General features: G+C 59.9%; 19 protein-coding genes. 13 read left to right on the top strand and 6 right to left on the bottom strand.

The window, feature by feature from the left end; all coding sequences use genetic code 11:
• The first annotated feature begins 6 nt into the window (after positions 1–6).
• Together CKW26_RS17035 and CKW26_RS17030 are read left to right on the top strand one after the other, a co-directional pair.
• Positions 7–1,002 carry a hydrolase gene (locus tag CKW26_RS17035; protein WP_095049448.1) on the top strand — a complete coding sequence of 332 codons (996 nt, stop codon included), beginning with the start codon at positions 7–9 and terminating at the stop codon, positions 1,000–1,002.
• The gene (locus tag CKW26_RS17030; RefSeq protein WP_095049503.1) at positions 999–1,829 is read left to right on the top strand and encodes an AraC family transcriptional regulator; all 831 of its coding nucleotides are present in this window, start codon (positions 999–1,001) and stop codon (positions 1,827–1,829) included. Before CKW26_RS17035 ends, CKW26_RS17030 begins: the two co-directional genes overlap by 4 nt.
• Positions 1,830–1,907: 78 nt before the next feature.
• Here CKW26_RS17030 and CKW26_RS17025 read toward each other — a convergent pair whose 3' ends face one another.
• Together CKW26_RS17025 and CKW26_RS17020 are read right to left on the bottom strand one after the other, a co-directional pair.
• A complete protein-coding gene (locus tag CKW26_RS17025) occupies positions 1,908–2,762 on the bottom strand; it encodes a sulfurtransferase (RefSeq protein ID WP_095049447.1) in 855 nt (284 codons plus the stop codon).
• Between the two features lie 32 nt (positions 2,763–2,794).
• Positions 2,795–3,466 (bottom strand): TetR/AcrR family transcriptional regulator, encoded by a 672-nt coding sequence (locus tag CKW26_RS17020; RefSeq protein ID WP_007913599.1) that lies wholly within the window; start codon positions 3,464–3,466, stop codon positions 2,795–2,797.
• A gap of 146 nt (positions 3,467–3,612) precedes the next feature.
• Between CKW26_RS17020 and CKW26_RS17015 the strand changes: the two genes are divergently transcribed.
• The 5 genes from CKW26_RS17015 to CKW26_RS16995 all read left to right on the top strand — a co-directional run bounded on the left by CKW26_RS17015 (position 3,613) and on the right by CKW26_RS16995 (position 8,298).
• Positions 3,613–5,043, top strand: coding sequence for a coniferyl aldehyde dehydrogenase (locus tag CKW26_RS17015; RefSeq protein ID WP_095049446.1), 1,431 nt, complete (start codon positions 3,613–3,615; stop codon positions 5,041–5,043).
• A 29-nt stretch (positions 5,044–5,072) separates the two neighbouring features.
• Positions 5,073–5,618, top strand: a complete 546-nt coding sequence (locus CKW26_RS17010; protein WP_095049445.1) for a twin-arginine translocation pathway signal protein — start codon at positions 5,073–5,075, stop codon at positions 5,616–5,618.
• Between the two features lie 90 nt (positions 5,619–5,708).
• Positions 5,709–7,304, top strand: a complete 1,596-nt coding sequence (locus CKW26_RS17005) for a GMC family oxidoreductase (RefSeq protein ID WP_095049444.1) — start codon at positions 5,709–5,711, stop codon at positions 7,302–7,304.
• Positions 7,305–7,419: 115 nt separating this feature from the next.
• Positions 7,420–7,899 (top strand): pantetheine-phosphate adenylyltransferase, encoded by a 480-nt coding sequence (gene coaD / locus CKW26_RS17000; protein WP_003229157.1) that lies wholly within the window; start codon positions 7,420–7,422, stop codon positions 7,897–7,899.
• A gap of 147 nt (positions 7,900–8,046) precedes the next feature.
• Positions 8,047–8,298, top strand: a complete 252-nt coding sequence (locus tag CKW26_RS16995; protein ID WP_003195146.1) for a YfhL family 4Fe-4S dicluster ferredoxin — start codon at positions 8,047–8,049, stop codon at positions 8,296–8,298.
• Positions 8,299–8,440: 142 nt separating this feature from the next.
• Here the strand turns inward: CKW26_RS16995 and CKW26_RS16990 are convergent, their stop codons facing one another.
• From CKW26_RS16990 to CKW26_RS16980, 3 genes are all read right to left on the bottom strand, one after another.
• Positions 8,441–8,764: a multidrug transporter gene (locus tag CKW26_RS16990; RefSeq protein ID WP_095049443.1), complete on the bottom strand. Its 324-nt coding sequence runs from the start codon at positions 8,762–8,764 to the stop codon at positions 8,441–8,443.
• Positions 8,765–8,833: 69 nt separating this feature from the next.
• Positions 8,834–9,646 carry a bifunctional DNA-formamidopyrimidine glycosylase/DNA-(apurinic or apyrimidinic site) lyase gene (gene mutM / locus CKW26_RS16985; RefSeq protein WP_034153682.1) on the bottom strand — a complete coding sequence of 271 codons (813 nt, stop codon included), beginning with the start codon at positions 9,644–9,646 and terminating at the stop codon, positions 8,834–8,836.
• 12 nt (positions 9,647–9,658) lie between these two features.
• On the bottom strand, positions 9,659–10,471 hold the full coding sequence (locus CKW26_RS16980; protein WP_175559546.1) for an HDOD domain-containing protein: 813 nt from the start codon (positions 10,469–10,471) through the stop codon (positions 9,659–9,661).
• Positions 10,472–10,699: 228 nt separating this feature from the next.
• On the opposite strand from CKW26_RS16980, the gene CKW26_RS16975 reads away from it, so the two are divergent.
• From CKW26_RS16975 to ilvD, 6 genes are all read left to right on the top strand, one after another.
• On the top strand, positions 10,700–11,239 hold the full coding sequence (locus tag CKW26_RS16975) for a type 1 glutamine amidotransferase domain-containing protein (RefSeq protein WP_095049442.1): 540 nt from the start codon (positions 10,700–10,702) through the stop codon (positions 11,237–11,239).
• Positions 11,240–11,419: 180 nt separating this feature from the next.
• Entirely contained in the window at positions 11,420–12,616 is a 1,197-nt protein-coding gene (locus CKW26_RS16970; protein ID WP_093429813.1) for a class I SAM-dependent rRNA methyltransferase, read from the top strand.
• Positions 12,617–13,056: 440 nt separating this feature from the next.
• Entirely contained in the window at positions 13,057–14,130 is a 1,074-nt protein-coding gene (locus tag CKW26_RS16965) for a SagB family peptide dehydrogenase (protein ID WP_095049441.1), read from the top strand.
• On the top strand, positions 14,127–15,104 hold the full coding sequence (locus CKW26_RS16960) for a diiron oxygenase (RefSeq protein WP_095049440.1): 978 nt from the start codon (positions 14,127–14,129) through the stop codon (positions 15,102–15,104). Before CKW26_RS16965 ends, CKW26_RS16960 begins: the two co-directional genes overlap by 4 nt.
• Positions 15,097–16,329: a multidrug effflux MFS transporter gene (locus CKW26_RS16955; protein WP_093429810.1), complete on the top strand. Its 1,233-nt coding sequence runs from the start codon at positions 15,097–15,099 to the stop codon at positions 16,327–16,329. The genes CKW26_RS16960 and CKW26_RS16955 overlap by 8 nt, the downstream gene beginning before the upstream one ends.
• A gap of 257 nt (positions 16,330–16,586) precedes the next feature.
• A complete protein-coding gene (gene ilvD, locus CKW26_RS16950) occupies positions 16,587–18,428 on the top strand; it encodes a dihydroxy-acid dehydratase (protein ID WP_095049439.1) in 1,842 nt (613 codons plus the stop codon).
• A 206-nt stretch (positions 18,429–18,634) separates the two neighbouring features.
• On the opposite strand, the gene CKW26_RS16945 is transcribed toward ilvD, so the two are convergent.
• Positions 18,635–19,696 (bottom strand): phosphorylcholine phosphatase, encoded by a 1,062-nt coding sequence (locus CKW26_RS16945; protein WP_093429808.1) that lies wholly within the window; start codon positions 19,694–19,696, stop codon positions 18,635–18,637.
• Between the last annotated feature and the right edge of the window lie 130 nt (positions 19,697–19,826).

Raw genomic sequence — 19,826 nt, 5'->3', positions numbered from 1 at the left:
ACCATCGTGTCCACCTCTTCAGAACGCTTCAACCCCGCCTTCGGCCTCGGCAATCCGCACCTGCAAACCTTGTGGGGGCCGCTGTGGCGCAAAACCGTACATATCGAGCGTGAACGCGAACGCCTGTGGCTTGAGGATGGCGACTTTCTCGATCTCGACTGGCACGGCCCGCACACCGCCGATGCACCACTGGTGCTGGTATTGCACGGTCTGACCGGGTCCTCCAATTCGCCTTATGTAGCGGGCATCCAGAAGTCACTGGCTGATCAAGGCTGGGCCAGTGTTGCGTTGAACTGGCGCGGCTGCTCTGGCGAACCGAATTTGCTGCCGCGCAGCTATCACTCCGGCGCCAGCGAAGACCTCGCCGAAACCATCAGACATCTGCGCGCCAAACGACCGCTGGCACCGCTGTATGCCGTCGGCTACTCCCTGGGCGGCAACGTGCTGCTCAAACACCTCGGGGAAACCGGCAGCGCCAGCGGCGTGCTCGGCGCCGTAGCGGTATCAGTGCCGTTTCGCCTCGATCAATGCGCCGACCGCATCGGCCAGGGATTTTCCAAGGTCTATCAGGCGCACTTCATGCGCGAGATGGTCGCCTACATCAAGAACAAGCAGCGGCAGTTTCAACACGACGGGCGTGAAGAAGGACTCGCCGCGCTGGCCGCCCTCGGCTCGCTGGAAAACATGCGCACCTTTTGGGATTTCGATGGCCGGGTAACCGCGCCGTTGCACGGGTTCGAGGATGCCGAGGATTACTATCGTCGCGCCTCAAGCCGCTATTTCCTCGGCGAGATCCGCACGCAGACCCTGATCATTCAGGCGGCGGACGATCCGTTCGTGTTCCCCCACAGTTTGCCGCAGGTCAATGAGCTGTCGCCGTCGACCGCTTTCGAACTGCAGGCGCGTGGTGGGCATGTCGGCTTTGTCGACGGCTCGCTGCGTCAGCCCGGCTACTATCTGGAACGACGCATCCCGCAGTGGCTGGCGCGCGTGCCCGCATGAGCGATCAGGGCGAGTCGATCCGCTTCTGGCAAACCGCGCCGCTGGCCGGGGTCGAGTTGCTGTCGGCGCGCTACATCGAGCATCGCTTCGCCCCGCATGTGCATGACGGCTATGTGATCGGCATGATCATGGCCGGCGCCCAGCGTTATCGCTATCGCGGCGCCGAGCACCTGGCGGGCAGCGGCACGCTGGTACTGATCAATCCGGACGAGCTGCACACCGGGCACAAGGGCACCGAGGACGGCTGGCTGTACCGGGCGTTTTATCCCGATACCGCGCAAATCGTTTCGCTGCTGGATGAGCTGGAGCTGTCCACCAGCAACCTGCCGGCGTTCGGCGCCACGTTGTATCGCGATGCGGATCTGGTCAACGGCTTTGCGCAGTTGCACCGCTTGCTCGAAAGCCCGACCACCGCGCTGCAACAGCAGACGGTGTGGCGCGAGATGATGTTGCGGCTGTTGCAGCGCCATGCGGCAGTGCCGGTGCCCGGTCGAGCGGGTAAAGAACACCGCGCGGTGCGGTTGGGCAAAGAACTGCTGCACGCGCAACTGGCGGCGCCGCCATCGCTGGAAGAGCTCGCAGCGGCGGTGAATCTGTCGCCCTTCCATTTCGCCCGAGTATTCCGTCGCGCCACCGGCATGCCGCCGCACACCTGGCTGATGCAGCAACGCATCGCCCAGGCTCGCGCACTTCTGCAACACGGCTGCTTGCCGGTGGAAGTCGCCACGCAACTGGGATTTGCCGATCAGAGCCATTTGAGCCGGCAGTTCAAGCAGGCTTATGGCGTCGGCCCCGCCGCGTACCGCAGCGCCCGGATGGAAAGCTAAAAGATCGCAGCCTTCGGCAGCTCCTACAGGGAAATGCATTCCAATGTAGGAGCTGCCGAAGGCTGCGATCTTTTGATCTTATTCTCCGGTGGCGATGCCGCGAGCCGGCTCGTTGATCCACTCACTCCACGACCCGGCGTACAACGCCGCCAACGGATAACCCGCCAGACACAACGCAAACAGGTTGTGACACGCCGTCACGCCGGATCCGCAATACGCAACCAGATCCGCTGGCGAACGCTCACCCAGCTTCGCGGCAAAACGCTGTTTGAGTTGATCCGCCGGCAGGAATCGCCCATCGCTGCCGAGGTTGTCGGTGAACACCGCGCATTGCGCACCGGGAATATGCCCGGCAACCGGATCAATCGGCTCGACCTCACCTTTGAAACGCGGCAAAGCCCGGGCATCGATCAACGTCAGCGCCGGTTGACCAAGCCGCTGTTGCAGTTGCTCGGCGCTGAGCAGCAGGCGGGTGTCCGGCTGGCCAATGAAATTGCCACGGGTATCCGTCGGCGCATCCAGGCTCAGCGGCAGCCCCGCCGCATGCCACGCCTTGAGCCCACCATCGAGAATGAACACGCCATCGCGCTTACCCAGCCACGCCAGCAACCACCACGCCCGCGCCGCGTAGGCACCGGGACCGTCGTCGTACAAAACCACGTCGCTGTCGTTGTTGATGCCCCAAGCCTGCAGCCGCTCGATAAACGCCGCCGGCTCGGGCAACGGGTGACGGCCAGTCACGCCTTTGACCACTTTACCGCTGAGGTCACGCTCAAGATCGGCAAAGCTCGCCCCGGCAATGTGCCCCTCGGCATAGCTGCGCTGACCGTAGACCGAGTCTTCGAGGGCAAAACGACAATCGAGAATCACCAGCCCTGGCTGCCCCTTGCGGGCATCCAGTGCTTCGGGGCTGATCAGTTGCGCAATCGGCATAACAGGCTCCTGGGGGATTTCAACAGAACGGTTTATTTCACGTCTTCGAGGGCCTGGGCCAGCGGCACGTAGAACTCCTCGAACAACGCATTGACCTCGTCACGCGCCTGCTCGGTGACAAACCCGGCTTCCAGCACCAGCACCTGATACACGCCACGTTTAATGGCTTGCTCACTGAGGTGGTTGGAGTTTTCGCGGGTGGTGCACAGGAAGCGCACCCAGGACGTCAGGATGATCCAGGCATTGAGGGTCAGGGATTCGATTTGCACGCGATCCATATCAAGGATCCCGGCGGCAACAAAACCTTCGTAAATCGCCGCGCCTTGAATCACGCAGCGCTGGGAAAAGCGACGATAGCGGGCGGCCAGTTCCGGATCGCTATCGAGCAGATGCTCCAGATCGCGGTGCAGAAAGCGGTAGCGCCACATCGCCGAGAGCAATTCCTTGAGATAGAAACGCTTGTCCTCGACCGTCGCCGCGCGCCCCTGCGGCGGGCGCAGAAAGCTGTCCACGAGGCTTTCGTACTCACTGAACAACACGGCGATGATCGCCTGCTTGTTGGGGAAGTGGTAGTACAGGTTGCCCGGAGAAATCTCCATGTGGGCGGCAATATGATTGGTGCTGATGCTGCGCTCGCCCTGCTGATTGAACAGTTCAAGGCTGTTCAGCACGATACGCTCGCTGGTTTTTATTCGTGGGGCCATGGCTTGAGCTTTAATTCAGAGTGCGTTGGGGAGCATCTTACGACCTAACCGGAAATGGATAAAACACTGCCGTGCAAGGAAGTCATTTGACTTTCTAGAGCATAGACTCTAAAAAGTTCATCACTACAATAAATCCGGAGCAGACCATGACTGCCGACGTTGCTTACCTGCAAACGCTGCAACAACCGCTGGCCGAACTGGACCGGTTGTTCGAGGCGCAGCGGGCTGCGTATGCCGCCACTCCGATGCCGCCCGCCGCCCAGCGCCAGCAATGGCTCAAGGCCCTGAGTGATTTGCTCAGCAACGAGCGTAAGGCCTTGATCGAGGCGATCAGCTCCGATTTCAGCCATCGCAGTGCCGACGAAACCTTGCTCGCCGAACTGATGCCGAGCCTGCACGGCATTCATTACGCCAGCCGCCACCTCAAGGGCTGGATGAAAGCCTCGCGGCGCAAGGTTGGTGTGGCGTTCCAGCCGGCCTCGGCGAAAGTGGTCTATCAACCATTGGGCGTGGTCGGCGTCATCGTGCCGTGGAACTACCCGTTGTATCTGGCCGTCGGCCCACTGGTCGGCGCCTTGGCGGCGGGTAACCGGGTGATGCTCAAACTCAGTGAATCAACCCCCGCCACCGGCTTGCTGATGAAAGAGTTGCTGGCGCGAATTTTCCCCGAAGACCTGGTCTGCGTGGTGCTCGGTGAAGCCGACATCGGCGTGGCGTTCTCGCGCTTGCGCTTCGACCACTTGCTGTTTACCGGCGCCACCAGCATCGGCAAACACGTGATGCGCGCCGCCGCCGAAAACCTCACCCCGGTGACACTGGAACTGGGCGGCAAATCGCCGGCCATCGTCTCCCGCGACGTACCGCTCAAGGATGCCGCCGAGCGCATCGCTTTCGGTAAAACCCTCAACGCCGGCCAGACCTGCGTTGCCCCGGATTACGTGCTGGTGCCGGAAGACCGGGTCGGTGCTTTTGTCGAAGCCTATCGCCAGGCGGTGCAGGGTTTTTACCCGACACTCACCGACAATCCGGACTACACGGCGATCATCAACGAACGCCAACTGGCGCGGCTCAACGACTATGTAAGCGACGCCACCAGCAAGGGCGCGCTGTTGATTCCGCTGTTCGAGCAGGGCCAGGGCCGACGCATGCCGCACAGTGTGCTGCTGAATGTCAGCGATGAGATGACGGTGATGCAGGACGAAATCTTCGGCCCGCTGCTGCCGATCGTGCCGTATCAGGACCTGGAGCAGGCATTTGCTTACATCAATCAGCGGCCACGTCCTCTGGCTCTTTACTACTTTGGCTACGACAAACGCGAACAGAACCGGGTGCTGCACGAAACCCATTCCGGCGGCGTGTGCCTGAACGACACGTTGCTGCATGTGGCTCAGGACGATATGCCGTTCGGTGGCATCGGCGCTTCGGGCATGGGCCACTACCACGGTCACGAAGGCTTCCTGACCTTCAGCAAAGCCAAAGGCGTGTTGATTAAACAGCGCTTCAACGCGGCCAGGCTAATTTATCCGCCCTACGGCAAATCGATTCAGAAACTGATCCAGAAGCTGTTCATTCGCTAAACCTTCGTCACCGCCGGGTAATAAAAACAATGCACCCAAGCCTGACCGAAACACCTGCACTGTCGCGCCGTGGCCTGCTGAAATTCAGCCTCGGCGCCACGGCGTTTCTCGCCACCGCCGGACTCGGCGCCAGCCTCAGTGGCTGTTCATCGAGCGTCGCGGCGAACGGTTTTGTGTCGTTGCGTGACGGCGACCTGCTGTTTCTGCGCGCGCTGATTCCGGTGATGCTCGACGGCGCCGTGGCAGCCGAGAGGATGCCGAGCGCGGTTGATGGCACGCTCAAGTCGCTGGACTACAGCCTCGACCACCTGTCGCCGGAAATGCTCAAGCTCACACGACAACTGTTCGATGTACTCGGCATGGCCGTGACGCGCGGACCACTCACCGGGATCTGGGGCAGTTGGGAGAACGCCAGTGCCGAGGCCATGCGGCATTTCCTTGATCGCTGGGAAAACAGTTCGCTGAACCTACTGCGCATGGGGCATAGCTCGTTGCAGCAGATGGTGATGATGGCCTGGTATACCCGCGCGGAGTCGTGGGCGCATTGCGGTTATCCAGGGCCGCCTAGCGTCTGAAACCGTGTCCTCCCTTCGCGAGCAGGCTCGCTCCCACAGGGGGCGGCCGCCACACCGCCGCATCCAAAAATAATAAAGAGAACCTGATCGATGCCCGTACCCGACCCGTTCCGCGAAGGCCTCGCCCGAGGCTGGAAAACCTACAACGGCGCACAACTGACCGACGACCTCACCCTTGAAGCCGACGTCGCTATCATCGGCAGCGGCGCCGGTGGCGGCACCACGGCAGAAATCCTCAGCGCCGCCGGCTACAAAGTGCTGCTGATCGAAGAAGGCCCGCTGAAAACCAGCTCCGACTTCAAAATGCTCGAAGACAAGGCCTACAGCAGCCTTTATCAGGAAGGCATCGGGCGCATGAGCAAGGACGGCGCGATCACCATTCTTCAGGGCCGCGCTGTCGGCGGCACAACGCTGATCAACTGGACCTCGAGCTTTCGCACCCCGGAGCCGACCCTCGAGCACTGGGCCAAGGAACACAACGTCAAAGGTCACAGCCCTGCCGAGATGGCGCCGTGGTTCGAGAAAATGGAGCAGCGCCTCGGCGTCGCCCCGTGGATGGTGCCACCCAATGCCAACAACGACGTGATCCGTAAAGGCTGCGAGCAACTGGGCTATAGCTGGCACGTGATCCCACGTAACGTGCGCGGCTGCTGGAACCTCGGCTATTGCGGCATGGGCTGTCCGACCAATGCCAAACAATCGATGATGGTCACGACCATTCCGGCGACATTGGAAATGGGCGGCGAACTGCTTTATCTGGCCCGCGCGGAGAAGCTGCTGATCAACGGCGACAAGGTCACTGGCCTGCAATGCGTGGCGATGGACGAACGTTGCGTCGCGCCGACCGGACGCAAAATCACGGTCAAGGCGCGGCATTACGTGCTGGCCGGCGGCGGCATCAACAGCCCGGCGCTGCTGCTGCGTTCGGATGCTGCGGACCCACATAAAACCCTGGGAAAACGTACCTTCCTGCACCCGGTGAACATGTCCGCAGCGCGCTTCGACGAAGTCATCAACCCGTTTTACGGGGCACCGCAGTCGATCTACTCCGACCATTTCCAGTGGAAGGACGGCACCAGCGGGCCGATGGCCTTCAAACTCGAAGTGCCGCCGTTGCACCCGGCCTTGGCTGCCACCTTGCTCGGCGGTTTTGGCGCAGAGAGCGCGCAACATATGGCAGACCTGCCGCACACCCACGCCATGCTGGCCTTGCTGCGTGACGGTTTTCACCCGGACAGCACGGGCGGCACCGTCGAGTTGCGTGGCGATGGTTCGCCGGTGCTCGACTATCAGGTTTCACCTTACGCCTGGGAAGGCCTGCGCCGGGCCTTTCACGTCATGGCCGAAATCCAGTTTGCCGGCGGTGCAAATGCGGTGATGCCGATGCACGCCGACGCCCGTTACGTGAAAACCCTGGCCGAGGCCCGCACGCTGATCGATGGTTTGAGCCTTGAGCTGTACCGCACGCGTCTGGGCAGCGCGCATGTCATGGGCGGTTGCGCGATGGGCGAAGAGCCGAAAAGCGCAGTCACCGACAGTCTCGGCCGGCATCATCAACTGGCTAATCTGTCGATTCACGACGGCTCGCTGTTCCCTACCAGCATCGGCGCCAACCCGCAGCTATCGGTGTATGGCCTGACCGCGCAACTGGCGACTTCCCTCGCCGATCGGCTGAGAAATCCGTGAAAAAACCAATTAATTGCCTCGTCTATAGTGCTTTCTTACCCAACAGGCGACTTGGCCGACCGGGACGGCTGCGATACCATCCGACTCCCCAACGGACTCCCGCCAGGACGACGCGATGAACCGAGTGTTGTACCCAGGTACCTTCGACCCTATTACCAAGGGCCATGGCGATCTGGTCGAACGCGCCTCGCGCCTGTTCGACCACGTGATTATTGCAGTCGCTGCCAGCCCGAAGAAAAACCCGCTGTTCCCGCTGGAACAACGGGTAGAACTGGCTCGCGAAGTCACCAAACACCTGCCGAACGTGGAAGTGGTCGGTTTCTCGACACTGCTGGCGCATTTCGCCAAAGAGCAGAACGCCAACGTGTTCCTGCGCGGTCTGCGTGCGGTGTCGGACTTCGAATACGAATTCCAGCTGGCCAACATGAACCGTCAGTTGGCCCCGGATGTGGAGAGCCTGTTTCTCACGCCGTCCGAGCGTTATTCGTTCATTTCCTCGACGCTGGTGCGGGAAATTGCCGCGCTGGGCGGCGATATCAGCAAGTTCGTCCACCCGGCCGTGGCTGATGCGTTGACCCTACGCTTCAAGAAGTAGGAGCTGCCGAAGGCTGTGATCTTTTGCTTTTAAAAGATTGCAGTCTCGTGCCCTTGATCGCAGCCGCGTGCACTGCGCTCGCCAATGCGGCACAATTGCGCGCATTGATTTATAGCGCCCGGGCCTGCCGCCCCGGCTGGAGTTAGCATGTCCCTGATCATCACCGACGATTGCATCAACTGCGACGTCTGCGAACCCGAGTGCCCGAACGCCGCCATCTCCCAAGGCGAAGAGATCTACGTGATCGACCCGAACCTGTGCACCCAGTGCGTCGGCCACTACGACGAACCACAATGCCAGCAGGTCTGTCCGGTGGATTGCATTCCGCTGGACGAGGCGCATCCGGAGACTGAAGAACAGTTGATGGAGAAATACCGCAAGATTACCGGCAAGGCCTGATTCGATAGTTTTATAGCGATCTTTCGGGCCTCTTCGCGAGCAGGCTCGCTCCCACATTGGATTTGCGTCGCTTACAAATCCCCTGTGGGAGCGAGCCTGCTCGCGAAAGGGCCATTAGCTGCTCCGCAAATCCCTGATCAGCTTACTCGCGCTGCTCAAAACCCTCCCCGATACACCCCAGGCACCGCACAAAAGCGGCTTTAGCCGGATCAACTACCAGCGCCTGCCCGGCATCGCCCACCCCGCCGCCCAGTGCGGTAAACGGCAACGACACGACGAACGCCCCCGCACCGATCACCGTCGCCACCACCAATAAAGGTCGGGCAATCAGCAAGTCGCCGATCATCGCGTAGGCCGGTGGATTCTGGATGGTGTAACGCGGATCGCCGCTGCCGTTTTCCGTGGCCTGAACCGCCAGACTGGAACACAGCAGCAGCGTAATAACGAGGGTTTGCAAGGATTTCATGGCACGATCCTTCGGGCTAAACAGTGAGACCACTCACTATAGACCGTAGGACTTTTTCAGCCTGTTGCCTCAGGTCTGGCAGCGCGGGCAGAACACACTGGCACGCTGGCCGAGCTTCACCTCACGCAAACCGGTACCGCAGACCTTGCAGTGTTCACCGCCACGGCCGTAGACAAACAGTTCCTGCTGGAAATACCCCGGTTGGCCGTCGCCGCCAATGAAATCGCGCAGCGTCGTACCTCCGCGCTCGATGGCAGCGGCCAGAATGCGTTTGATCTCGATCGCCAGCTTCAGATAGCGCCCCCGGGAAATGCCTCCGGCCTCGCGGCGCGGATCGATCCCGGCGGCGAACAGCGCTTCGGTCGCGTAGATATTGCCGACCCCGACCACCACTGCGTTGTCCATGATGAACGGCTTGACCGCCATCGACCGCCCGCGTGATAGCTGAAACAAGCGCTCGCCATCGAACAGATCGGTCAGTGGCTCAGGCCCCAAGCGAATCAGCAGTTCATGATTGAGCGGGTCGTTGCTCCACAACATCGCGCCGAACCGGCGCGGATCGGTGTAGCGCAGCGCCAGCCCCGACTCCAGCTCGATATCGACGTGTTCGTGCTTGAGCGCCGGCAGCCCGACCTCAACCAGACGCAAATTACCCGACATGCCCAAATGACTGATCAACGTACCGACCTCGGCGTTGATCAGCAGGTACTTGGCGCGACGCTCGACCAACACGATGCGCTGCCCCGACAGGCGCACATCGAGGTCTTCGGGAATCGGCCAGCGCAGGCGCCGGTCCCGCACGATCACCCGGCTGACGCGCTGGCCTTCCAGGTGCGGGGCAATCCCGCGACGGGTGGTTTCGACTTCCGGCAGTTCAGGCATGGCGTTCTCGGATCAATGCGCGCCGAGGTCGCGGATTGTTTGTTTGAGAGTTTCGAAGTCGTAATCCGACAGTCCTACATAATCGAGTACCAGCGGGCCGACGGCGTTCCATTCGGAATCTTCGGTCTGGTTGCCCAGCACACGGTATGACGCACAAATATGCTCGGCCATCTTCAGGATCGCCAGGAGGTTTTTCAGCTGACTGTTGCGCGACGACTCATCGCTGAAAATTGCCAGGGCATTGTGGTGATTGGCGATGGCCGCGCTGACATGCTCCGGCAGGCGCCAGGATTTGGCGGTGTAGTAGCCGACCACCGCATGGTTGGTGTTGAACTCGCTGTTTTCGGTGTCCACTACGCGACATTCGGCGCTAGCGTTGGCGTAAGCCTTTTCCAGAACCGTCATGTAATTGGGGAACCGTTGCAGCATCAACGGCACGCCGCAATCGTGGAACAGGCCCAAGGCATACGCCTCGTCGCCAGCCTGAGTGCCGATACGCTTGGCCAACGTCAGGCACGTCATTGCCACGTCCTGGGCGGTGTCCCAGAAACGGTTGAGCGTGACGATGGTGTCGTCGTTCATCTCGCCCTTGATCGACTGCGCGTTGATCAGGTTGATGATCGAGCGGCTGCCCAACAGATTCACCGCGCGTTGAATCGAGGTGATCTTGTTGCTCAGACCGTAATACGGCGAGTTGACGATTTTCAGCAACGAGCCGGACAGGCCAGGATCCTGAGCGATCAGCTTGGCGATCACCTCCAGGTCCGGGTCGGGCATGTACTGCTCCATTTGCAGATCCACCATGATCTGCGGTTGCGCCGGCACACTGATGCCTTGCAGCGATTGTTGAATCTGTTCGGTGGTCAGCTCTTGGGACATAAGTACACACTCTGGGACAGGCGGCGATTCTAACCTCTAAAAACCGCGAGACGACACACCAGTGGGCAATTGTCAGGAACTTTCATTAACGCCCAGGCTTCGGAATCTGTAATGCCCAACGGGTCACACCGGCCCATTGCGGCGGCAAACTCCCACAGACTCAGGAGCTTATCGATGGCCACTTCCCTCAACGGCAAACGCGTCGCCATTTTGGTAACAGACGGTTTCGAACAGGTCGAACTGACCGGTCCCAAGCAGGCACTGGAGCAAGCCGGCGCGCAAGTCGACATCCTTTCCGCCGAGGCCGGCAAGGTCAGAGGCTGGAACCACGATAAACCGGCGGATGACTTCAAGGTCGACCAGACCTTCCAGGGTGCCAGCAGCGAGCAGTACGACGCGATCGTCCTGCCGGGCGGCGTACAGAACTCCGATACCATCCGCATCGATCAGGATGCCCAGCATCTGGTCAAGACCGGCGCCTCTGCCGGCAAACCGATTGCGGTGATCTGCCATGGCGGATGGCTGCTGATTTCCGCCGGGCTGGTCAACGGCAAGACCATGACCAGCTACAAGACACTCAAGGATGACCTGGTGAATGCCGGGGCCAACTGGGTCGATAAAGAAGTGGTCAAGGATGGTCACCTGATCAGCAGCCGTCAGCCGGATGATATTCCGGCGTTCAGCAAGGAGTTGATCAACGCACTGTCTGCGTAGCATTCACAACTGCCTTCGCAAGCAAGTCGAATCGTCGCTCCCACATTGATCTTGTGTCAGTCACAAATCCCCTGTGGGAGCGGGCCTGCTCGCGAAGAGGCCATCAGCGTTTCATCGCTCATCAAACCCGGCACAAGTCGCAACACGCTATACTCCCGCTCTTTTTTCCGGAGCGACGTCATGTCCCTGCCTAGCTTGCGCCTCAAAGCCAACGCCGACCGTCGCCTGCGCGCCGGTCACCTGTGGGTCTACAGCAACGAGATCGATGTAGCCGCCACCCCGCTGCACGGCTTCAATGCCGGCGACCAGGCCATCCTCGAAGCCGCTGGCGGCAAGCCGTTAGGCATCGTGGCGATGAGCCCGAACAACCTGATCTGCGCCCGCCTGCTGTCGCGCGATATTAAAGTTGCGCTGGACAAATCGCTGCTGGTGCACCGTCTGAACGTGGCCCTGTCACTGCGCGAGCGCCTGTTCGACAAACCGTTCTACCGTCTGGTCTACGGCGACTCCGACCTGTTGCCAGGCCTGGTCGTTGACCGTTTCGGTGACATTCTTGTGGTGCAGATCGCCTCGGCGACCATGGAAGCGCACAAAGATGACGTGATCGCGGCCCTGACCCAAGTGCTCAAGCCAAGCGGCATCCTGTTCAAGAACGACTCCGCAGCCCGTGATGCCGAAGGCCTCAACCGCTACGTCGAAACCGTGTTCGGCCTGGTGCCGGAGTGGGTGGCGCTGGAAGAGAACGGCGTGAAGTTCGAAGCCCCGGTCATTCAGGGTCAGAAAACCGGCTGGTTCTACGACCACCGCATGAACCGTGCACGCCTGGCCCCTTACGCCAAAGGCAAACGCGTCCTCGACCTCTATAGCTACATCGGTGGCTGGGGCGTGCAGGCTGCTGCGTTCGGCGCCAGCGAAGTGTTCTGCGTCGACGCCTCGGCTTTCGCCCTCGACGGCGTTGAGCGCAATGCCGCGCTGAACGGTTTCGCCGACAAGATGACCTGCATCGAAGGCGACGTCTTCGAAGCCTTGAAAGAGCTGAAAGCCAGCGAAGAGCGCTTCGACGTGATCGTGGCCGACCCGCCAGCGTTTATCAAACGCAAGAAAGACATGAAAAACGGCGAAGGCGCCTACCGTCGCCTGAACGAGCAAGCCATGCGCCTGCTCAACAAGGACGGCATCCTGGTCAGCGCGTCGTGCTCGATGCACCTGCCGGAAGATGACCTGCAGAACATCCTGCTGACCAGCGCCCGTCACCTGGATCGCAACATCCAGTTGCTCGAGCGGGGCGGCCAGGGTCCGGATCACCCGGTGCACCCTGCCATCGCCGAAACGCGCTACATCAAGAGCATCACCTGCCGCCTGCTGCCCAACAGCTGATTTTTTGCGGATAACGGGGAGCCAGCAGGCTCCCCGTTTTGGTTTCTGGCATCGCCCTTCCCTTCGCTATCTCCCTGGACTTCCTACAATTATATTCCCGCAGACATGCAGGACATTTCCTTACGCCTTTTAATTACTGAAACTTACCCTACAAGTTTATTTCCAGCTAAAGATTGCTCCGACAAAATTACTGGAAATTTCCTACCTAATATCCCCTTGCCAATCATCCATTACAAACTATTATGAAGTTGTCACCACGAGGTGACTTCAACTATCAATGAACAAGGAGTTCACATCATGAAAAGTATTTCTCTGGAAAGTAAAAAAATCGCAAACCTGGCTTTTCTGGTTGCCCCTAAAGCCCGCTAAGTAAGTCAGGACGCTGGGGAGTGCCGGCAACCCAGCGTCCTTTTGACTTCTTCCAGAGTGAAACGATTAATATGCACATCAATCCTTACTTGTTTATATTGCCGCGCCCGACCGGACAAGTTGTATGGAATTACAAAAACCATACACAACACGAGCTTGACCTGAACTATGCAACTCGCCTTGCGCAACTAATCAACAACCCTCAACTGTTCGACGCGCACAACATAATAGACACACAACTATTGAGCGCAGACATTCTTACCGTTTCAAAAATAGACAATCCGCCATGGGGCTGGGATGAGCTGTCGAAGATTTATCACATCGGCACACAAAATATTCCCTGCGAACATACCCCACAGAATATTCACGAGTGGTCCAGGCAATATCTGGCGCACTGCAACGAAGTACTGGCCACCCCACAGCCTGCTACAGACCGCCCGACGCCAGCACCCGAACAGCGTATCGCCCTGCCTGCGCCGTGCGCTTTGAACAACGACAGTTTGGGAAATGTTCTGCTCCAGCGCAAAACCTGCCGTTCCTATACAGGTGCAGCGATAACGCTGAAGGACGTCGGCACCCTGCTTTACCTTTCCCTCGGTTATCTCCATGAACGAGACAATGATCGCGACGACAGCATCGCCCAAGGACTAAGCGCACGGCGAAGCAGTCCTTCCGCGGGGGGCCTGAACGCTTGCGAAGGCTTCCTCCTGGTGCAGAACGTCGATGGCCTGGAACCGGGCATCTATGCCTATCATCCGGCCGACCACACCCTGAGCCGGATCAATCCGCTGCCTCAACCAGCGCTGGGCCAATTGCTCGGCGGTCAGCACTTCATCAACAACCTGCCGCTGGGATTGTTCATCACCGCCCGTTTTGACCGGCTCTGGTGGAAGTACGAACACTCGCGGGCCTATCGCATGGCCTTCATTGAAGCGGGCCACTTGTCGCAAACCTTTCAACTGGTCGCCACGGCACTGGGTCTCAACACCTGGCTGACCGGCGCATTTGCCGACCAGCAGGTCGAAGCACTGCTCAATCTCGAGGGCAGCGCTGAACAACCGCTGTTCTTTGTTGGCTGTGGACAAAGCGACGGGCAAGTGATGTGCCACGAAATGCGCGAGCTGTTGCGCGAGGGACAGGCATGACCCTGTCGATGGCCGACCCTGATCAAGCGCCGGTGTCCTGGGCGCTCAAATTTACCTTGGGAGACTGGGAAAGCCGGGCCTCGGTGCGCAGCAGTACCCATGACTATCAATTGCCCGACGATGTGCCGCTGCAACTGCAAACCCGCCACTGGTTCCCGCCGGCATTTCTGCCTTATCTGGCACATCCGGCCATCCAAGCGGCGGGGTGCGACGTACAGCATCGACTGGCAGCCAACCATCTGGTGCATTTTCTCGATTACACCACCTTGCTTGAACACCGCATCGTCAATCGTGCAGTGGAAGTCATCGTGCACCGGGAACTGCCCCTTTACGTGCCTCTGCCGATGAAGCACGCCGCGCTGCAGCTCTACACCGACGAGGGTTATCACGCGCTGTTCTCCAATCGTCTCGCCGAACAGATCGCCGCGTTCTACGGGTTCACCGGACGTCCGACGATTCCGAAGCGTATCAGCCGCCTCAACGCACTGATCGCCCGCACCCCGGAAAACAATCGGCCACTGGCATGGTTTCTGCTCGGCTTCGTCTCGGAAACCATCATTGCCCGCGAGCTGCTGGACGTCTGCCGCGACAGCCTGGTGTCCAGCGTCAACGACATGCTGCGCGACCACCTGACTGACGAAGCCCGCCACAGCCGCTACTTCAGCGAGGTGTTCCATTATTTCTGGCTGTCGATGAACAGCCGCCAGCGTGCGTTTGTGAGCCGGACACTGCTGGAGATCATCGGGATTTTTTTCGAGGCCGACGAACGTTGGCTGCAACAGAGCCTGCGAGGGGCAGGCATCGCCGACAGTGACGTGAAACAAATCGTCGGCGGCATGGCAACGGTGCAAGCCAACCGGGCCCGTGCACGATCAGGCGCCATCGCAACGCTGGACGCACTACGCAAGGCCGGTTTTTTCGCACTTCCCCATAACCAGAAACTTTTCGCCAAGGCAGGACTGATCGATGGATAAAGGACAATCCGTGGCAACCACAAGGCAGCGCCGCGCCGCTGTCAGCCTATTGCTGGCCATGGTGCTGCTGGGTGTGTTTCCACTGGACGTGCTGCTGCCCTCCTTCCCGGCAATGGCGACGCACTTTCTCCGTTCACCGGCAGACATCGCACTGTCCATCAGCCTGTTCGCCGTGGGGATCGCGTTTGCCCAGCTCTTGATCGGCCCCCTCTCGGACGTGATCGGGCGCAAGGGCCTGTTACTCGCCGGCATGAGCGTATCGATGCTGGGTGCGTTCGGTTGCGTGATGACCTCCGATTACACGCTATTCCTGGTATTTCGGGTGATGCAGGCCTTGGGCTGTGGATGTTTCGTGCTGTCGCAGGCACTGGTGCAGGATCTGTTCGAAGGTGAAGAGCGCGACCGGTTACGGATCCTGATGGTCACGGCGACCGGGATATTCATTTCGGTATCGCCGCTGGCCGGGACTTTTCTCCAGGCGACACTTGGTTGGCGCGGCAGCTTCTGGGTCTTTTGCGCACTGTCCGCCATGGTGCTGATCAAGGCCTGGCTGTTTTTACCGAGCAGCCGTCCGGCCTCAGGTGGTTCGCCGACCGGCTTCTTTCAATCCTACCGACGCGTGTTGGGCGACTTCGAGTTTGTCGGCTACTGGCTGATTTCGGCGTTTGCCTTCGCCTGCCACTTCTCGTTCATCGTGATTTCGCCGCTGATTTTCATGGACCAACTGCAACTCGCGCCTTACGACTTTTCGCTGATCCTGCTGGTTTACGGTGCGGCGTATGTTGTCGGCGGGATCATCGCCGCGGTACTCAATCGACGCATCACGCCGGTTCAGCAAATCTTCACCGGGCTGAGCCTGATACTGCTGTCGGGACTGGCAATGCTGTACCTGGCAGCCAATCATGTGTTGGCACCGGCCACGGTGTTGATCCCGATGCTGATTTGCACCGCTGGCACCACCATTGCCCGCCCCGCCGCTACCTCTCGGGCCATGGGCCTGTTTCCTGAAAACGCCGGCACATCGGCCTCGGCGGGCAGTACGATCATCTTTATTTGTGGCGGCCTGATCAGCGCATTGATCAGCCTCAGTCCGGCCAATCTGCAATTGACGCTGGGCTACAGCTTTGTCCTGCTGAGCGCGATCGCGCTGGTGCTCAACAACCGGCTCAGCCGTCGCGCGAAAAACCTTGAAGGCAACGTCATGGCGCAGACCGGCGGTGATTAAACCCGCCAGTCGTCATCCCATACACGCCGTCTGCACTGGAACAACGCTTTGCGCCATTCCCTCCAGACGCCAGCGGTGTAGAATCGGCTGATTCATCGCCATTCATCCCCCGGCGGGTTTATGAGCTCAGGCTGAGACCAGCGGCGATCCCGCAACGTCATCGGCAACTTCACGGACACACGGCCATTTCTGAGTGTTCCAGACGTCAATAGAAGCTCACTCCCCTTTGATACCTGATTAGCCGCCCGGAGTGCTCCATGCCAGATTACCGCTCGAAAACATCCACCCACGGCCGCAACATGGCCGGTGCCCGCGCACTGTGGCGCGCCACGGGGATGAAAGATGACGACTTCAAAAAGCCGATCATCGCCATTGCCAACTCATTTACCCAGTTCGTACCGGGCCACGTGCACCTGAAGGACCTCGGTCAACTGGTCGCCCGTGAAATCGAACGCGCCGGTGGCGTGGCCAAGGAATTCAACACCATCGCCGTGGATGACGGCATCGCCATGGGCCACGACGGCATGCTGTATTCGCTGCCGAGTCGCGAAATCATCGCCGACTCCGTCGAGTACATGGTCAACGCCCACTGCGCCGACGCCATCGTCTGCATCTCCAACTGCGACAAGATCACCCCGGGCATGCTGATGGCTGCCTTGCGCCTGAACATTCCGGTGATCTTCGTTTCCGGCGGCCCGATGGAAGCCGGCAAGACCAAACTCGCTTCCCACGGCCTCGACCTTGTCGATGCCATGGTGATCGCCGCCGACGCCAGCGCTTCTGACGAGAAAGTCGCTGAGTACGAGCGCAGCGCCTGTCCGACCTGCGGTTCGTGCTCCGGCATGTTCACCGCCAACTCGATGAACTGCCTGACCGAAGCACTGGGTCTGGCATTGCCCGGCAACGGTTCGACCCTCGCCACCCACAGCGACCGCGAACAACTGTTCCTGCAGGCCGGCCGCACCATCGTCGAGCTGTGCAAACGCTACTACGGCGAGAACGATGAGTCGGTATTGCCGCGCAACATCGCCAACTTCAAGGCGTTCGAGAACGCGATGATGCTCGACATCGCCATGGGCGGTTCGACCAATACCATCCTGCACTTGCTCGCTGCCGCTCAGGAAGCCGAGATCGATTTCGACCTGCGCGACATCGACCGTCTCTCGCGCAGCGTTCCGCAACTGTGCAAAGTGGCGCCGAACATCCAGAAGTACCACATGGAAGACGTGCACCGCGCTGGCGGTATCTTCAGCATCCTCGGTTCGCTGGCCCGTGGTGGTCTGCTGCACACCGACCTGCCGACTGTGCACAGCCGCAGCATGGAAGAAGCCATCGCCAAGTGGGACATCACCCAGACCGACGATGAAGCCGTGCACCACTTCTTCAAGGCCGGCCCTGCCGGTATTCCGACACAGACGGCGTTCAGCCAGTCGACCCGTTGGGAAACCCTCGATGACGACCGTGAGAACGGCTGCATCCGCAGCTTCGAGCACGCCTATTCGCAAGAAGGTGGCCTGGCCGTGCTGTACGGCAACATCGCCCTCGACGGCTGTGTGGTGAAAACTGCCGGTGTCGATGAGTCGATCCACGTCTTCGAAGGCAACGCGAAGATCTTTGAAAGCCAGGACAGCGCCGTACGCGGCATCCTCGCGGACGAAGTGAAGGCAGGCGACATCGTCATCATTCGCTACGAAGGCCCGAAAGGCGGCCCGGGCATGCAGGAAATGCTCTACCCGACGTCGTACCTGAAATCCAAAGGCCTGGGCAAAGCCTGCGCACTGCTCACCGACGGTCGTTTCTCCGGCGGCACGTCGGGTCTGTCCATCGGCCACGCTTCGCCAGAAGCAGCAGCCGGCGGCGCGATCGGCCTGGTACAGGACGGCGACAAGGTGCTGATCGACATTCCGAACCGCTCGATCAACCTGTTGGTCAGCGACGAAGAACTGGCTGCACGCCGCGCCGAGCAGGACAAGAAAGGCTGGAAACCGGTCGAGATCCGTCCACGCAAAGTGACCACCGCTCTCAAGGCCTACGCCCTGCTGGCGACCAGTGCCGACAAGGGTGCTGTGCGTAACAAAGCGATGCTCGACGGGCTGTAAGCGTCAAATCGCGGCAACAAAAATGCCCCGCCAAGTGCGGGGCATTTTTTGATCGTTCCCACGCTCTGCGTGGGAATGTCTCAAGGGACGCGGAGCGTCCAGTGACGCGGAGCGTCACGGGCTGCATTCCCACGCAGAGCATGGGAACGATCAACTAACACTACGCTTTCGCGAGCAGGCTCGCTCCCACATTGGATCGGTGTGGCTTACTGAATCTCTTCTGGCTTAACGATCACCCAGTTCTTGTCCGCCGTCACCGGCAACCCTTCTTTCGCCTGCGCCGCCGCATGCTTGGCCATCATGCCGTTGATTTGCGTCATGTACTTGTCCTTGCGGTTGACCCACAAGTGAATCCCGCCCTTGGCCACATCGACATCGTGAAACAGCATGTAACCGTCGCTGGTCGGCGTATCGCCACCGACCAATACCGGTTTTTTCCACTCGTCGATGTAAGTGAGGATCGCCGCGTGCTTGCCGGCCATCCACGTTGCCGGGGTCCACAGATACGGGGTCAGTTCGAGGCCAAGGTTGGCCTTCTCGTCATATTTGCCGGCGGTGATCTGCTTGCGTGCAGTGGTCAGTTCGTTGGTCTCGCGGTTCTTCAGCAGGGTGGTCACGCCGATGACGTTTTGCGGTTTGACGTTGTAGCCATACTTCGGATCCGCCGCGACCATGCGCACCAGCTCTTCAGAGGCGGCGGTCATCACGTAGACCTCAATGCCGTTCTCCATCAGCTTGTTGTACAGCTCTTGCTGGCCGGTGAAGATCTTCGGCGGATTGACGTCGAGTTTCTTGACCACATCGCCTTCGTAATAAGTCGCTGGCACCGGCTTGCCCGAAGCCATCAGCTCATCGACGTAGCCTTTGAGTTCCTTGAGGGTGAAACCGGAGAACACCTGCGCCACCCACGGGTAGCAGACCATGTCGTCGACTTCGCAGAGGCGGTAGTAGTAACTGAACAGGCTTTCCTTGTGGTCGGCGGTGTCCTTGAACGGCATCAGTTTCAGGGAAGGGTCGAGTTTGTCGCGGGTGATCAGGCCCTTGTTTTCCATGAACGGCAGCAACGACTCTTCGAGATCGTAGCGGTAACTGGTGTTGTCCATGTCGAACACCGCGTAGTTACCTTTGTTGGCATTGGCGGCGATCATCGCATCCAGCGCTTTGGCCTGATCGGCCGGCCAGTGTTTCAGGTCGGTGGCGAACGCCTGAGTGGCCAGACCCATGCCCACAGCCAGTGCGACCGCCAGAAATTTCGGTGCGAACTTCATAAGCCTCTTCTCCCTGATTCAAAGAAATCGACGCTAACAAATATGTGTGACAGTACTCGTCTGTCAGCGACCGCCCGCGTCCCTGTTTGCGCCAGATGCATTGCCGAGAGCGACACGGGCTTATTCCAAA

The sequence above is a fragment of the Pseudomonas sp. Irchel s3h9 genome, assembly GCF_900187475.1.
Taxonomy (GTDB): Bacteria; Pseudomonadota; Gammaproteobacteria; order Pseudomonadales; family Pseudomonadaceae; genus Aquipseudomonas; species Aquipseudomonas neuropathica.
This window is presented reverse-complemented; position numbering and strand designations above follow the sequence as displayed.